Source organism: Dentiradicibacter hellwigii (assembly GCF_041770905.1).
Lineage (GTDB): Bacteria > Pseudomonadota > Gammaproteobacteria > Burkholderiales > Rhodocyclaceae > Propionivibrio > Propionivibrio hellwigii.
Genome location: NZ_JBEUWX010000002.1, coordinates 546927 through 562162 on the forward strand (window position 1 = coordinate 546927; position 15236 = coordinate 562162).

Below are 15236 nucleotides of genomic sequence, written 5' to 3' on the forward strand. Positions count from 1 at the left end.
AATTCGTTGCTATGCGTCGCCATCTCCGTTGCGCCCGCCACCGGTACTGCGCGCGGCATTGGCTCCGATAAGATGATCCGCTGATCCGTCGCTTCATCCGTAAAATTTCACTGCTGCCAGTGGGTAGCGTCGGCCTGCACACCAGTCGTCCAGAGCGCCCATAACCAGCGGGCTGCGCAGGCGTCCATCCCGCTCGAGTGCGCGGATTTCCTGAAAATCCAGCCAGTGCGCGGCAATAATGCCTTGGTCGAGCGGTCGCGCCGCATCGTGCCCGTTTACCACGCCGGCAAAGACGAAGCGTACATACGTCATTTCACTGTCTGGTTTATGCCAGTGGTGAACACCGACCAATGCGTCCGGAACAAAGGTGTAGCCGGTTTCTTCCAGCGTCTCGCGAACGACGGCGTCCGTGAGCGATTCGCCATGTTCCAGATGTCCGGCGGGCTGGTTGTAGCGGATTCCAGCGTCGGTTTCTTCCTCGACAAGCAAAAAGCGGCCATCGCGTTCGGCGATGGCGGCAATGGTTACATGCAGATTCCGGGTCATGGGTCAGAGATCGGTCTGAAAGCGCCATTTTACCGCCAAGCCACCATGAAATCGGCTAAAATGGCCGCTTTCTGGCATTGACAGAAGTTTGCAGTATCTGAGCATACGCAAGGCTTTTGCATTCATAGCCAGACATTCCAGCCATATCTGTAGTAGCAAAGGGAGAAAACATCATGTCAATGGCCGACCGCGACGGTTTTATCTGGAAAGACGGAAAACTCATCCCCTGGCGCGAAGCGAATACGCACGTTCTCACGCATTCCCTGCATTACGGCCTGTCTGTCTTCGAAGGGCTGCGTGCTTACAAAACCGAATCCGGTACCGCCATTTTCCGGCTCAAGGAGCACACCGAACGCCTGTTCAATTCGGCGCATATTTACATGATGAAAATCCCCTTCGATAGATCTGCACTGATCGAAGCACAAAAGGAAGTCGTGCGTGCCAATCAGCTCGAATCCGGCTACATCCGCCCTATCGCTTTCTATGGTTCGGAAAAAATGGGCGTTTCCCCCAAGGGAGTCACGGTACACGTCGCTATCGCCGCCTGGCCGTGGGGCGCTTACCTGGGCGCCGATGGCATGGAAAAAGGCATCCGCGTCAAAACGGCTTCCTTTGCCCGCCACCACATCAACGTGACGATGGCGCGCGCCAAGTTCGCCGCAACTTACGCCAATTCCATCCTGGCCAATATGGAAGCCACCGACGATGGTTATGACGAAGCGCTGCTGCTCGACGTTGACGGCTTCGTTGCCGAAGGCTCGGGCGAGAACCTGTTTATCGTTAAGGGGGGCGTGCTCTACGAACCGGAGCTCAGCTCCGCGCTGGTCGGTATTACGCGCGACACCATCATTACGCTGGCCAAGGATCTCGGCCTGGAAGTCCGCACCCGTCGCCTAACGCGCGACGATATTTACATCGCCGATGAAGCCTTTTTCTCCGGAACGGCCGCCGAGGTTACGCCGATTCGCGAACTTGATAACCGCCAGATCGGCGAAGGGGTGCGCGGGCCGATCACGGCACAGCTGCAACAACGGTATTTCGACTGCGTCAACGGCCGTCTGCCGCAGTATGTTGACTGGCTTAGCTACGTCTAGCCACAAGATTCCCGGACGCCAATTCGCTTCCCGCCCGCTTCCTTACATGGCTTATGGCGGGCGCCTTTATGAGCGCCCGGCAAGTGCAGGCATGAAGTGCCCATCAATCAGGGGAAAAAACGCCCGGTATTCCTAAGCCATGTGAGAAGCACGCCTGAGCGCAAGATAACGCCATCACGCCAGGCGTTCGCCTCATGGCACAGAGCGGAGAATGTTCCTGGTCAATCCGTTTTCTTGGCCACTTTCCGGATTCATTCTGATTAATTTTTCCTAGCGGACGCTTTATTCCCTTCGCCTTTACGCCATGCCGACGCCGATTCATGAACGCGCGCTGATCGTTGCTCCCGCCTGGATTGGTGATGCGGTCATGGCGCAGCCGCTGTTCATGCGCCTGAAAGAGCGATCCCCGGGTCTCACGCTTGATGCGCTTGCCCCTGCCTGGGTCGCGCCTGTTCTGCGCCGCATGCCGGAAATCAGCGAAATCATCGACAACCCGTTCGCCCACGGCGAACTCGCCCTCTCCGCCCGCTACCGGCTGGCGCGCCAACTATCGGCACGCGGCTACCAACGCGCCTATGTGCTGCCCAACTCCCTCAAGTCGGCGCTGATCCCCTGGCTGGCTGACATTCCGCAACGTGTCGGCTTTACCGGCGAATCACGCTATGGCCTCATCAACCAACGCCACACGCTCGACCCGGCAGCGCTCCCCAAAATGGTCGAGCGCTTTGCGCAGCTTGCCGAAGCACCGGGCGCGCCCCTGCACCGTCCCTTGCCGAATCCGCGCCTCGTTTCGGAACATGCGCAGCAAAAAACGACGTTGGCGGCGCTGAATCTCTCATGCCATCCAAAAAAAATCGCTGTCTTCTGCCCCGGCGCCGAATATGGCCCGGCCAAACGCTGGCCGGCGCGCCATTTTGCGGCGCTGGCGGATGAACTGATGGTGCGCGGCTACCAGGTCTGGCTGCTCGGTTCGGCCAAAGATCGCGCAATTGGCGACGAAATCCTTGCCCGCAGCGCATTGGCTGGCCCAGATACCGCGAATGCTATCGCTGCCGATAGTCACGAAAATACTGCGCTGCGCAATCTCTGCGGGCAGACTTCGCTGACCGAGGCCATCGATCTGATTGCCTGCGCCGATTTCGTCGTCTGCAACGACTCTGGACTGATGCACGTCGCGGCCGCCCTGGATCGGCCGCTGATTGCGCTATACGGATCGTCATCTCCCGCTTTCACGCCGCCGCTCTCGCCGCATGCGCGGGTGCTCAGCCTCAATCTCGCATGCAGCCCCTGTTTTCAGCGCGAATGCCCGCTGGGACATCTGGACTGCCTGAACCAGCTTGATCCGCAGCGCGTCTTCGCCGCCACACCGGCTGCATCTTCTGCCCCACTATCCCCAAACCAGCAGGTAAATCGCCCGCTTTTTTGTAAAGGAAATGACCGTGAACCATAAGACAGACGCCCAAATCGCCCAGGAATCCATCATGCAGCCGATTGCCAACATTGCCGGCAAGCTGGGACTGAAACACGAGCAGCTTGAGCCATACGGCCATTACAAAGCCAAAATCAATCCCGCCGATGCCTTCAGGCTGCCCCAAAAGGCAGGACATCTGATTCTGGTCACCGCCATCAACCCGACGCCGGCAGGCGAAGGCAAGACCACCGTAACCATCGGTCTGGCCGACGCGCTGAACCACATCGGCAAACAGGCGGTTGTCGCCCTGCGCGAGCCTTCGCTTGGCCCTGTGTTCGGCATCAAAGGCGGTGCGGCAGGCGGCGGCTATGCGCAGGTTTTGCCGATGGAAGACATCAATCTGCACTTCACCGGCGACTTCCACGCCATCGGCGCGGCCAACAATCTCCTGGCAGCGATGCTCGACAACCACATCTATCAAGGCAATGCGCTGGGCATCGACCCCAAGCGCATCTTGTGGCGGCGCGCAATAGACATGAACGACCGCCAGCTGCGCAATATCGTCAGCGGCATGGGCAAGCCGACCGACGGTGTACTGCGCCCCGACGGTTTCGATATCACCGTAGCTTCCGAAGTCATGGCGGTGTTCTGTCTGGCGAATGACCTGACCGACCTGAAAACCCGCCTGGGCAATATTCTGATCGCTTACACCAAAGACGGCCGCCCGATTTACGCCAGGGATCTGAACGCCCACGGGGCGATGGCGGCTTTGCTGAAAGACGCGATCAAACCCAATCTGGTGCAGACCATTGCCGGCACACCCGCATTCGTGCACGGCGGCCCGTTCGCCAATATTGCGCATGGTTGCAATTCCGTCCTGGCAACCCGCGTAGCGCGGCATTTGGCGGATTACACCGTGACCGAGGCCGGTTTCGGAGCCGATCTTGGGGCGGAAAAATTTTGCGATATCAAATGCCGTTTGAGCGGAATCAGACCGGATGCCGCCGTGCTCGTCGCCACCGTGCGCGCCCTGAAATACAACGGCGGCGTCGCGCGGGAAGACCTGGGGCAGGAAAATCTCGACGCACTGCAACGCGGCTTACCCAATCTGCTGCGTCATATCAGCAACCTGAAAAATGTGTTCGGCTTGCCGGTCGTCGTCGCACTTAACCGTTTTGTGTCCGACACCGAGGCCGAACTTGCCCTGATTCAGGCGGCCTGCGCTGAGCACGGCGTAGATGTCTCACTGACCGAGGTATGGGGCAAAGGCGGCGCAGGCGGCGCCGATCTGGCACATAAGGTGCTGGCGGCAATAGACAAGCAACCGAACAATTTTGCCTATGCCTACGAGGTCAGCAACAGCATCAAAGACAAAATCCGCACCATCGCCCAACGCATCTATGGCGCCGCCGATGTGGATTTCAGCCGCGAGGCGCTTGCCGAGATTGCCGCGCTGGAAAAATCCGGCCAGGACAAACTGCCGATCTGCATGGCGAAGACCCAATACTCATTCAGCGACGACGCCAAGCTATTGGGCTGCCCAAGCGGTTTCAACATCACGGTGCGCAACCTGACCCTCTCGGCCGGCGCAGGCTTTATCGTCGCCATCTGCGGCGCAATCATGAAAATGCCTAGCCTGCCAAAAGTGCCTTCCGCCGAAAAAATCGACGTGGACGAAAACGGCAACATCGTCGGGCTATTCTGACGTTTCGGTTTGCTTGTTAATAATCAGGCGGGCTGTCTGGACATCCCCAAACGATGTGGGGAGCGACGACCCGCCGATGTGTATCAATATAAATGCTCAACCGACTTGATAACTGGCTCACCCATCATTCCGATCATCCCGATCTGCGCGGCGGCAGGCGTTTTCTCACCGAATTCTGGTTTTTCGGCCTGAAAGAGGCTCGCGCCTGCCTGTTTGCAGGGCTGTTTTTTATCGCCATGTTCGTCGTACCGCGCGAAGGCTGGGCAGGCATGGCGCGCTATGATTTGTTATTAATATTTGCGCTGGTTGTGCAGGCCGCGATGCTGGCGTATGGATTTGAAACATGGGACGAAGTGAAATCGATCACGCTATTTCATGTGATCGGCTTCGCGCTTGAGGTATTCAAAACTTCCGGCAGCATCCAGTCGTGGGCGTACCCGGGCGCAGGCTATACCAAACTCTTCGGCGTGCCGCTCTTTACCGGCTTCATGTACGCCGCCGTCGGCAGCTACATCATCCAGGCCTGGCGGCTGTTCAACATCAAAATCCAGAGCCATCCGCCTTACTGGCTCGCCACCCTTGCCGCGCTTTTGGTATATGCTAACTTCTTTACCCACCACTATATCGGCGACTACCGTGGGTATATCGGCGCCTTCATCCTCGGTCTCTATGCCCGTACCACCGTGTACTTCACCCCTTACGACCGTGTCCGCAAAATGCCGTTGCTGCTGGCTTTCGTGCTCATCGGTTTTTTCATTTGGCTGGCTGAAAACATCGGCACCTTCGCGGGTGTGTGGCAATACCCCAACCAGCTCGGCGCCTGGTCAGCGGTTCACATCAGCAAATGGAGCGCATGGTCGCTGCTGGTCATTATGACTTTTGTCATCGTCGCCAACTTGAAACATATCAAGCACACCATCGCCATATCACGCGATTAGGGCGGACAGACAGATTCGCCCATCGTTCCCGATCGACGCCATGCCCACGCCATGCCTTTTACCCTCGCCCATCCCGCATTCATTCTGCCGCTGGCACGCTGCCGCTTTCTGCATTTTCCCGCACTGGTTTTGGGCGCAATGTCGCCCGATTTCGCCTATTTCCTTTACGGCAAACCAGTGAACTGCGGGCACGGCTGGGAAGATATTTTTTGGCTCGACGTTCCGCTGACAGCGCTGTTTTGGCTGTTTTATCGCCGCCTGCTGGCGGAAGTTCTGCACGAAAACCTGCCTGACTGCCTGAATGCCGCCTATCCCCCAACGCCGCGTTTCAAACGGTCTTGGCAGCATGTGCTTTGCTTTACCCTGTCTGCCGCGCTCGGGGCGTTTTCGCATATCGTGCTGGATGCATTTACGCATGGGAACGGCGGCTTCGTACTGCATTTCGAGGTGCTACGCCAGCCTGTCGGCGGATTGGCGCTGTTCAAATGGCTGCAATACGGCGGCGGTATCGGCGGGCTGGCGGTGCTGCTTTGGTATCAGCGCCGGATGGCGCGACGCTTCCCCGCTGTTTCCCACAAAAACGGACAGCAGAAATGGCAATTCTGGCTACGGATCGGCGCCAGTGTCTGCGCATTATTACTGGCGTGGCAGCTGATCGTGCCGATCGCCGCGAAGGCGGCGGCAATATGGGTCATCCGCCTGGTCGATGCATGCATTCTGGCGCTGGCGTTTGCCGGCTTATGGAAAAACTCGCTGAAAATCTTGTGCAAGCCCGACCGACAGACTGATTAATCATGCTCAGAACCTTGTTGCTTTTTATCCTGACCGCGCTGGCCGAAATCACCGGCTGCTGGCTCCCCTATCTTTGGCTGCGCCAGGCCGGATCGGCCTGGCTGCTTGTTCCGGCCGCGTTTTCGCTGGCACTGTTTGCCTGGCTGCTGACGCTGCATCCCGCCGCCAGCGGCCGTATTTATGCGGCTTACGGCGGCGTGTATATCAGCGTCGCACTGCTCTGGCTCTGGTTGGCGGATGGCGTTCGACCGCAATGGACGGACTGGATCGGCATTGCCCTGTGCCTGAGCGGGATGACGATCATTATGTGGGGCGCAAGATCATAGCTTTTTAAGCATTTTTCAGGGAATTACCCTGCAAACGATTGCGGAGTACAATGTCTGCCCGCATTTTTCGTTGTTACACCCAGGAAGATCATGACCCGTACTGTCATACCGCCAGGCAATGTTGCGCCGCCCGTTTCTCGCACCCGGCTGCTCGCACTTTCGGGAGTGGGCTGGATGTTCGATGCGATGGACGTGGGCTTGCTCTCGTTCATTCTGGCCGCACTCAAAGCCGACTGGGGATTGTCGCCCGCGCAGATGGGCTGGCTGGGCGCTGTCAATTCAGTCGGCATGGCGGCAGGCGCCCTCCTGTTCGGAATGATGGCCGACCGCATTGGACGCAAACAGGTTTTTATCATCACCCTGCTGTTATTCGCTACGGCCAGCGGACTATCGGCGCTGGCCGGGACGCTGGCGATCCTGCTGGCACTCCGCTTTTTTATCGGAATGGGGCTCGGCGGTGAACTGCCGGTAGCCGCCACTTATGTTTCCGAGCGCGTGCCGGCGCATGAACGCGGGCGGATCGTCGTGCTTCTGGAGAGTTTCTGGGCCGTTGGCTGGCTGCTGGCAGCACTGATCGCTTATTTCGTCATGCCGCGCTTTGCGCCCGATATGGGTTGGCGCATCGCCCTGCTACTGGGCGCGCTGCCGGCGATCTACGCGCTTTATCTGCGCTGCGGGCTACCCGACGACACGCCCGCTGCGGCAAGACAAGATGCGGACGCCGCTGCCCCCGCGACGTTGTCGTGGACAGCGCGGCTGGCACGCCTGTGGTCCGCGCCATACCGCCGCCCCACGCTGATGCTGTGGGTCTTGTGGTTCACCGTGGTGTTTTCCTATTACGGCATGTTTCTATGGCTGCCCAGCGTGATGATCGCCAAAGGGTTTGCCCTGATCCGAAGCTTCGAATACGTGCTTTTGATGACGCTGGCGCAATTGCCGGGTTATTTCACCGCCGCCTGGCTAATCGAGCGCATCGGGCGCAAGGCCGTACTGATCCTGTACCTGCTGGGAACGGCCGCCAGTGCCTGGGCCTTCGGCAATGCCAGCAACGAGACGGCATTGTTGCTGTCGGGCGCGCTGTTATCGTTTTTCAACCTGGGAGCATGGGGCGCGTTATACGCTTATTCGCCCGAAAACTACCCGGCTCCCATCCGCGCCAGCGGTGTCGGCACAGCTGCCGCCATAGGTCGTGTGGGTGGTATTTTGGGGCCGTTGGCTATCCCGTTTCTTGGCGCGCATGGCTGGGGCACAGGCGGTATCTTTGCGCTGTTTGCCGCCGCCATTGCCCTGGGGGCGCTGGCTGTGGCACTGCTGGGGCGCGAAACGCGCGGGCTGGCCGCATAAAAGAAAAAGCAGGCGCCGCTGAAACCCGCGTGGATAAAGGACTTCCAGACAGGTGCCCGGAGATGCCCTAAAGACAAGGGTTTCAGAGCACCCACCTCGGAGAAGCCCTAAATACGCCGGCTTCAGGGCAGTGGGTTTGGAAGGCCGGCCATCCACCAAACCGAAAGTCGAAAGCCAAAAGCGGCAATCCCCCAGCGCACCCACATCTCCACATTCATGCCGCCGTGCCAACCAGACCGCCGCCGGAGTCCGCGTCAACAGGGCATTTCCAAAGGGATGCCTGGGAACGCCCTATCCACGCGGGGTTCGGAGCACCCCAAAAGCCTTTTGCCCTTTGGGAAAGGGTAAAAAAGACAAAAAGAGCGCAGGCGCATTTCCAAAAAGAGGTGGCCTGAAGCCCGCGTATTTAGGGCATCTCCGGGCACCCTGCCCGCAAACACCCTATTTATAAGGGCTTCAGAGGTACCTATCCTAAAACCCTTTATTTATACGGGGTTGCGGGCATATCCCCTTGCGCATTCAATCACTACGAAGCACCCAGAAACCCCTTAGGCGCAGCCGCAGGCGCGGGGCAGCTTGGCGGGAACAAGGGCTTGATTGTCTGAGCGCAGCGAGTTAATCAAGCCCGCCGACAAGCAACCCGCGGCAAGGGGTTTTCTGCGCCTCGGGGTCGCGTTTCTTTGCTGACTTTCTTTGGCGAGGCAAAGAAAGTCAGCGGGGCGCGCTGCCGCTCAGCGCAACGGCATCAAGAGGAGTTCCGTGGGTGGAAGGTCAGCGCACAGGCCTTGGCAATTCCTATAGTTAAAGTGTCTCAGGGTACCTGCCCGCTAGTCCGCGTATTTAGGGCGTTTCAGAATGGATGCCTGGGAATGCCCTATCCACGCGGGGTTCGGAGCCCTCGAAAATCCCCCCGCCCTTTGGAAAAGGGTAAAAAAGACAAAAAGAGCGCAGGCGCATCTCCAAAAAGAGGTGGCCTGAAGCCCGCGTATTTAGGGCATCTCTGGGCACCCTACCCTGAAACCCTTTATTTATAAGGGTTCCAGAGGTGCCTGCCCGCAAACGCCCTATCTACGCGGGGTTCAGGGCACCCATATTTGAGACGCCCCAAATATAGCGGCTCGACTTTGCCAAAAGACAAGGCGGCGAGCCGCAGACAGTACGAGTAGTACGGCAAGGCGAGCCAACGCGGTATTTTGGTAAAGGAAGCCGCTATGGCTTGACTTTGCCAAAGACAAGTCGGTAAGCCGCTGACAGACCATTCAATACGGCAAGGCCAGGTCAACACAGCAACGCCGTATTTTGGCGAAGGAAGCCGCTATTTCAGAGGAGGTCTGGAAGCGCCCTATCCAATAAGGGCTTCGGCGGCGCTTTGTTCGGGGCGCGGTGTTAAAACGCGTCACCGGTGCGGATGAGGCCAACGGCAATGCCCTCGATCGCCAGCGCCTGTACGCGCGTATCGACGATGATGGGCGAAAAGTCCGGATTTTCGGCAATCAGTTCGACGGTTTCGCCCTTGCGGCGGTAGCGCTTGACCGTCACGTCATCATCCAGGCGCGCGATGACAATTTGGCCGTTATGCGCCTCGGCACAGCGGTGTACCGCCAGCAGGTCGCCATCAAGGATGCCAGCATTGAGCATCGACAGGCCGCGTACGCGCAGCAGAAAATCCGCGCGCGGACTAAACAGCGAAGCATCGAGCGGATAGCGCGCCTGGACATTTTCCACGGCCAGAATCGGGCTGCCGGCGGCAACACTGCCGATCAGCGGCAAGCCAAGCTGTTCAACCAGACGGATGCCGCGCGCCGATCCCGGTTCGAGCACAATCAGCCCTTTTTTAGCCAGCGCGCGCAAGTGGTCTTCCGCAGCATTGGGCGAAGCAAAGCCAAAAGCGCGGGCGATTTCGGCGCGCGTCGGCGGCGCCCCCAACACTTCCCGTGAGTTCCGGATGAAGTCGAGGATTTCCTGCTGGCGCGGTGTGAGTTTGGCTGTCATGATACTTCCGACGCATTAAATATCTGTATTTATATACAGTTATTATTTAGAAAGCAAGCCGATACGGAAAATTTGCGCCAATGACGCCGCTTTTCCAGATAGCCCCGCCGGAACCCGCGTAAATAAAGGGCTGGCGGGCGCCCTCCCCGGAGAGGCCCTGTTTACAAGGGCTTCAGAGTGCCCTCGCTGGAGAAAGCTTGTTTATAAGGGTTTCCGGGCAGCCACCCCGAATACGCTGACCGGAGGATAGCCTTGATAAAAGCGCAGGTCGTTCAGCGCCCCGGCAATGCGGCGACGATATCGCGCGTATCGCGTGCGATTTCCAATTCTTCATTCGTCGGTACGACCATGACCTTGATCGCAGAATCGGCCGTCGAAATGATCGCTTCCTTGCCGCGGACATTGTTGGCATCGGCGTCAAGTTTGATGCCGAGCAGGGCGAGCCGGTTAACGACCGTCGCGCGGAAATCGGCGCCGTTCTCGCCAATACCGCCGGTAAAAATGATGGCATCGACACGCCCCAGCTCGATGGCGTAAGCGCCAATGTATTTCAGGCTGCGATGGCACAGAACGTCGAGCGCCAGTTGGGCGCGAACATTGCCTTGCGCGGCCGCTATTTCGACGTCGCGCATATCGGAGCTGACGCCGGAAATGCCGAGTAGCCCGGATTGTTTGTTGAGCACGACGTCGATATCGTCAATCGACAAACTGCTGGTGTCGGCCAGAAAGCGGAGCACGCCGGGGTCGATGTCGCCGCTGCGTGTGCCCATGACCATGCCTTCGAGCGGCGTCATGCCCATGCTGGTATCGTAGGACTTGCCGTTTTTGATCGCGGTAAACGACGAGCCGTTGCCCATGTGGCAGGTAATGCAGTTGAAGCGATCCAGGGCGATGCCGAGAATCTGCGCGGCGCGCTCGGAAACGAAGCGGTGCGAGGTGCCGTGAAAGCCGTAGCGGCGGACGTGGAGCTTTTCATACCATTCGTAAGGCACGGCATACAGGTAGGATTCGGGCGGCATTGTGGTATGGAAGGCGGTATCGAAGACGGCAACGTTCGGCACGCCCGGCAGGTCCTGCATCATGGCCTTGATGCCGGTGATGTTCGGCGGATTGTGCAATGGCGCCAGCGGGATGTTTTCCTGGAGCACGGCGATCACCTTCTCATCGACGAGCACAGATTTGGAGAACTTTTCCGCGCCATGCACGACCCGGTGCCCCACGGCGGTGATGTCCTTGAGCGACCCGATGACGCCGGTTTTGGCATCGACCAGCAGCTCGAGAATGTGCGCAATGGCCGCGGCATGGTCGGCCACGTGCAGCACCTCGCGTATTTTTTCGCCGCCGACCGGCTCGTAGGTGAGCGCCGCGTCCTGCATGCCGATGCGCTCAACCAGGCCGCTCGCGACCCGCCGCTCGTTGCTCATGTCCAGCAACTGGTACTTAAAGGAAGAACTGCCGCAATTCAATACAAAAACGAACATGATGTTTACCCTGCCTTTCCGTACCTTTGCGCGTTTTTCTGAATTTTCCGCCTTTTACTGTTTTGTCCTGCTTCACCTTTGTGACACTTTCAACGCCAGGCACGCCATTTTCAAGCGCATAATTCGCGCGTAATTCCACCTGTCCGTCAGCAATTAAGCCCATTCGATTGCATTCTACCCAAGCCAGGCAGGCAGGCAACAAAAAACTGAATCCAGAATGGATGCGTCCGCCGAAAGGTTTTTATAACCCCATGATTCAAGCCGGCTTTTAAGACAAATAGCCGCTTGCTGAAAACTAAATATAGTCGATTTTTTGCATTCACATACTAGATGTAGTAATTTACAGGGCATCGCCACATCGCCTGTGCGATGTTTTTAGGTCATGGCGAACGCTACCGGCCGCCGCGATCCGGACCCGGTGCATAATTTTCCTGCCTGGCCACCTAGTTGGTCAGCTATCGACGACATTTCATCCAAATTTGTCTGAATCTACCCAGAATTCAAGGAAACCCCCATGAGCCAGAGTGAACAGCAACTGTCTTTCTCCGAAGTCGCCCAAGCACCAGAAATCCCGCCCTTAACCGAGCAGGAAATTTCCAGCGAAGTGCTCGCTGAAAAATACGCCAAGGGCACCGAAATCAACGTTCATGACGTACGTCGCCGCGTTGCCCGGGCGCTCGCCGCCCAGGAAGAAGAAAAGATGCGCGCCAAATGGGAAGAACGATTCCTGTGGGCGCAGGAAAACGGCTTTATCCCGGCCGGACGCATCAATTCAGCCGCCGGCACGCCGCTGGCGGCAACGCTCATCAACTGTTTTGTGCAGCCGGTGGGGGATTCGATCGTCGAATTCGTCGATGGCCGCCCCGGCATTTATAGCGCGCTGGCCGAAGCAGCCGAAACCATGCGGCGCGGCGGCGGCGTCGGCTATGATTTTTCTTCAATCCGCCCGCAAGGCGCGCAGGTCAAAGGCACGCAATCGCGCGCATCCGGGCCGGTGTCCTACATGCGCGTGTTCGATCGTTCCTGCGAAACCGTCGAATCCGCCGGCGCGCGGCGCGGCGCACAGATGGGCGTCCTGCGCTGCGATCATCCGGATATTGAGGTTTTCATCCACGCCAAGGATAAAGGCGATCTGACGAACTTCAATATTTCGATCGGCGTGACCGATAGTTTTATGCAGGCTGTCGAGGAAGATGGCGAGGTCGAACTCGTACACCGCGCCGAACCGAACGCCGATATGAAAGCGGGCGGCGCCTACCAGCGCGACGACGGAATGTGGGTCTATCACAAGGTCCGCGCCCGCGATCTCTGGGATCAGGTCATGAAATCCACCTATGACCACGCCGAACCAGGCATCCTTTTCCTGGACCGTATGAACAGGGATAACAACCTTTATTACTGCGAGCAGATCGAGGCGACCAACCCCTGCGCAGAGCAGCCCCTGCCTCCGTATGGTTGCTGCTGCCTTGGTTCGGTCAACCTGACCTTGTTCGTCAGGCACCCGTTCTCCGACCGTGCCGAATTCGACTTTGAGTCCTTCGGCGAAGTCATCAAAGTATCAACGCGCATGCTCGACAATGTGCTGGATGTCACTGCCTGGCCGCTGGAACGCCAGCGCCAGGAAGCGGCCAGCAAGCGCCGCATCGGCCTGGGGTTCACCGGCCTGGGCGACGCTCTGTGCATGCTGGGGCTGCGTTACGACACCACGGCGGCAACCGCGATGGGGGCGCGTATTTCCGAATTCATGCGCGATACAGCTTATCTTTCGTCGGTTGAGCTGGCCAAGGAGCGCGGCGCCTTTCCGTTGTTCAACGCCGAGCTGTACCTTTCCGGCGGCAATTTCGCCTCGCGCCTGCCCGCTGCGATCAAGGCCGAAATCCGCAAGCATGGCCTGCGCAATTCACACCTTCTTTCGATCGCGCCCACCGGCACCATCTCGCTGGCCTTTGCCGATAACGCCTCAAACGGCATCGAGCCGCCCTTCTCCTGGACTTACAACCGCAAAAAACGCATGCCGGACGGCACGCTCAAGGAATACGCGGTGGAAGATTATGCCTGGCGTCTGTTCCGCCATCTTGGTGGCGATGTCGAGCACCTACCGGATTACTTCATCACTGCGCTGGAAATTTCGGCCAAAGCGCACAAAGACATGGTTGCCGCCGTTGCCCCCTACATCGACACGTCGATTTCGAAAACAGTCAACGTGCCGGCCGAATATCCCTACGAAGATTTTCAGGATCTGTATATGTCGGCCTGGAAGTCCGGACTGAAAGGGCTGGCGACCTATCGCCCCAACAGCGTGCTCGGCTCAGTCCTCTCGGTCGAGCCGAAAAAGGCCGACGAGAAGAAGCAGCCACAAGATTTCGTCAATGGCGATGCCAACCGACGCCTGTCGATCAAAACGTTGCCCGCGCCCGTACTTGCCAGCCTGCGCTGGCCGGGGCGCCCCGAATTGCCGGAAGGCAACCTGGCCTGGACGTATATGATTGAGCACGAACTCGGTAAATTTGCGCTGTTCGTCGGTCATGTCGAACAAGAAGGACGCGTCTGGCCGTTCGAGGCCTGGGTTAATGGCCCCGCACAGCCCCGCGGCCTGGGCGCCGTCGCGAAAACGCTGTCAATGGACATGCGTGCCGACGACCACGGCTGGCTCAAACTCAAGCTCGAATCGCTTGCGCGCACGCCCGATGGCGAAGGCTTCGACATGCCCTTCCCGCCGTATGGCGAACGCAAACGCATGCCTTCTGTCGTTTCGGCCATGGCCAGATTGATTGAATACCGCGTCAAGCAGCTCGACGCTTTCAACAAGTCCGGACCAACCCCCGTGCTCGACGCACTGTTCAGCCTCAAAGAGCCGAAGACCGGAACCGACGGCACCTTGTCCTGGACAGTCGACATCTATAATCCGGCGACCGAGGAAGACTTTGTTCTGGGCCTCAAGGAAATCACCTTGCCTGATGGCGTCACACGTCCTTACTCGGTCTGGCTATCCGGCAATTACCCGCGCGCGCTTGACGGTCTGACCAAACTGCTTTCGCTCGATATGCGCGTGCTCGATCCGGCCTGGATTGGCATGAAGCTGCGCAAGCTGCTTGATTACCCGGAACCGCTCGGCGACTTTATGGCTTTCGTTCCAGGTACGCGCAAACAGCAGACCTATCCGTCAACCGTTGCCTACATCGCACGGCTCATCATCCACCGCTACGCGATGCTTGGCATCCTCGACGAAAACGGACTGCCTTTGCAGCAGATGGGAATTCTGGAGGCGCCAGCCAGCCGTACCTCGCCCAAACCTACTGCGGGCAAATTATGTGCCGAATGCGGCAACTACACGATGATCCGCAAGGATGGCTGTGACTTCTGCACGGCCTGCGGCGCTGTTGGCACCTGCGGTTAAGGGTATCGAAGCCAAGCGATTGCAGCGCCGCGTCATCCGCGCGGCGCTGCATGAATAGCGCAATGTAAATATCTCTTACAGGCAAAACTCCTCAGTTTTATCCGCGAACGTAGATCATCCGCCATACCACCCGTCTTTGGCAGATCGTGTCAAACATCTACGAGTCATCTGAAAGCATTTTCAGGTACAGTACGCCGGGTTTGGCAGCGC

General features: G+C 58.4%; 12 protein-coding genes. 8 read left to right on the forward strand and 4 right to left on the reverse strand.

Annotation, left to right across the window (positions count from 1 at the left end):
- Window positions 1–93: 93 nt before the first annotated feature.
- Window positions 94–546, reverse strand: a complete 453-nt coding sequence (locus ABCS64_RS04845) for an NUDIX hydrolase (protein ID WP_418890771.1) — start codon at window positions 544–546, stop codon at window positions 94–96.
- A gap of 173 nt (window positions 547–719) precedes the next feature.
- On the opposite strand from ABCS64_RS04845, the gene ABCS64_RS04850 reads away from it, so the two are divergent.
- From ABCS64_RS04850 to ABCS64_RS04880, 7 genes are all read left to right on the forward strand, one after another.
- Entirely contained in the window at window positions 720–1640 is a 921-nt protein-coding gene (locus ABCS64_RS04850) for a branched-chain amino acid transaminase (protein WP_418890772.1), read from the forward strand.
- 304 nt (window positions 1641–1944) lie between these two features.
- Entirely contained in the window at window positions 1945–3090 is a 1146-nt protein-coding gene (gene waaF / locus ABCS64_RS04855; protein WP_418890773.1) for a lipopolysaccharide heptosyltransferase II, read from the forward strand.
- Complete coding sequence (locus ABCS64_RS04860) at window positions 3080–4756, forward strand: formate--tetrahydrofolate ligase (RefSeq protein WP_479686650.1); 1677 nt, start codon at window positions 3080–3082, stop codon at window positions 4754–4756. The genes waaF and ABCS64_RS04860 overlap by 11 nt, the downstream gene beginning before the upstream one ends.
- Window positions 4757–4848: 92 nt before the next feature.
- Window positions 4849–5694, forward strand: a complete 846-nt coding sequence (locus ABCS64_RS04865) for a DUF817 domain-containing protein (RefSeq protein WP_418890775.1) — start codon at window positions 4849–4851, stop codon at window positions 5692–5694.
- 51 nt (window positions 5695–5745) lie between these two features.
- The gene (locus ABCS64_RS04870) at window positions 5746–6486 is read left to right on the forward strand and encodes a DUF4184 family protein (RefSeq protein ID WP_418890776.1); all 741 of its coding nucleotides are present in this window, start codon (window positions 5746–5748) and stop codon (window positions 6484–6486) included.
- A 2-nt stretch (window positions 6487–6488) separates the two neighbouring features.
- Window positions 6489–6812: a YnfA family protein gene (locus ABCS64_RS04875; protein WP_418890777.1), complete on the forward strand. Its 324-nt coding sequence runs from the start codon at window positions 6489–6491 to the stop codon at window positions 6810–6812.
- Window positions 6813–6902: 90 nt separating this feature from the next.
- Window positions 6903–8156: an MFS transporter gene (locus tag ABCS64_RS04880; RefSeq protein ID WP_418890778.1), complete on the forward strand. Its 1254-nt coding sequence runs from the start codon at window positions 6903–6905 to the stop codon at window positions 8154–8156.
- Between the two features lie 1386 nt (window positions 8157–9542).
- Here ABCS64_RS04880 and lexA read toward each other — a convergent pair.
- The 3 genes from lexA to ABCS64_RS04895 form a co-directional block, all read right to left on the reverse strand.
- Window positions 9543–10148, reverse strand: coding sequence for a transcriptional repressor LexA (gene lexA / locus ABCS64_RS04885; RefSeq protein WP_418890779.1), 606 nt, complete (start codon window positions 10146–10148; stop codon window positions 9543–9545).
- 272 nt (window positions 10149–10420) lie between these two features.
- Window positions 10421–11629, reverse strand: a complete 1209-nt coding sequence (locus ABCS64_RS04890) for an acetate kinase (RefSeq protein ID WP_418890780.1) — start codon at window positions 11627–11629, stop codon at window positions 10421–10423.
- Window positions 11589–11792, reverse strand: coding sequence for a hypothetical protein (locus ABCS64_RS04895; RefSeq protein WP_418890781.1), 204 nt, complete (start codon window positions 11790–11792; stop codon window positions 11589–11591). Before ABCS64_RS04895 ends, ABCS64_RS04890 begins: the two co-directional genes overlap by 41 nt.
- 351 nt (window positions 11793–12143) lie before the next feature.
- Between ABCS64_RS04895 and ABCS64_RS04900 the strand changes: the two genes are divergently transcribed.
- Entirely contained in the window at window positions 12144–15026 is a 2883-nt protein-coding gene (locus ABCS64_RS04900) for an adenosylcobalamin-dependent ribonucleoside-diphosphate reductase (protein WP_418890782.1), read from the forward strand.
- Window positions 15027–15236 lie beyond the last annotated feature (210 nt).

Coding starts and splice junctions, on each gene's coding strand:
- ABCS64_RS04845 (WP_418890771.1), bottom strand. CDS start 546: ATGACCCGGAATCTGCATGTAACCATTGCCGCCATCGCCGAACGCGAT.
- ABCS64_RS04850 (WP_418890772.1), top strand. CDS start 720: ATGTCAATGGCCGACCGCGACGGTTTTATCTGGAAAGACGGAAAACTC.
- waaF (WP_418890773.1), top strand. CDS start 1,945: ATGCCGACGCCGATTCATGAACGCGCGCTGATCGTTGCTCCCGCCTGG.
- ABCS64_RS04865 (WP_418890775.1), top strand. CDS start 4,849: ATGCTCAACCGACTTGATAACTGGCTCACCCATCATTCCGATCATCCC.
- ABCS64_RS04870 (WP_418890776.1), top strand. CDS start 5,746: ATGCCTTTTACCCTCGCCCATCCCGCATTCATTCTGCCGCTGGCACGC.
- ABCS64_RS04875 (WP_418890777.1), top strand. CDS start 6,489: ATGCTCAGAACCTTGTTGCTTTTTATCCTGACCGCGCTGGCCGAAATC.
- ABCS64_RS04880 (WP_418890778.1), top strand. CDS start 6,903: ATGACCCGTACTGTCATACCGCCAGGCAATGTTGCGCCGCCCGTTTCT.
- lexA (WP_418890779.1), bottom strand. CDS start 10,148: ATGACAGCCAAACTCACACCGCGCCAGCAGGAAATCCTCGACTTCATC.
- ABCS64_RS04890 (WP_418890780.1), bottom strand. CDS start 11,629: ATGTTCGTTTTTGTATTGAATTGCGGCAGTTCTTCCTTTAAGTACCAG.
- ABCS64_RS04895 (WP_418890781.1), bottom strand. CDS start 11,792: ATGGGCTTAATTGCTGACGGACAGGTGGAATTACGCGCGAATTATGCG.
- ABCS64_RS04900 (WP_418890782.1), top strand. CDS start 12,144: ATGAGCCAGAGTGAACAGCAACTGTCTTTCTCCGAAGTCGCCCAAGCA.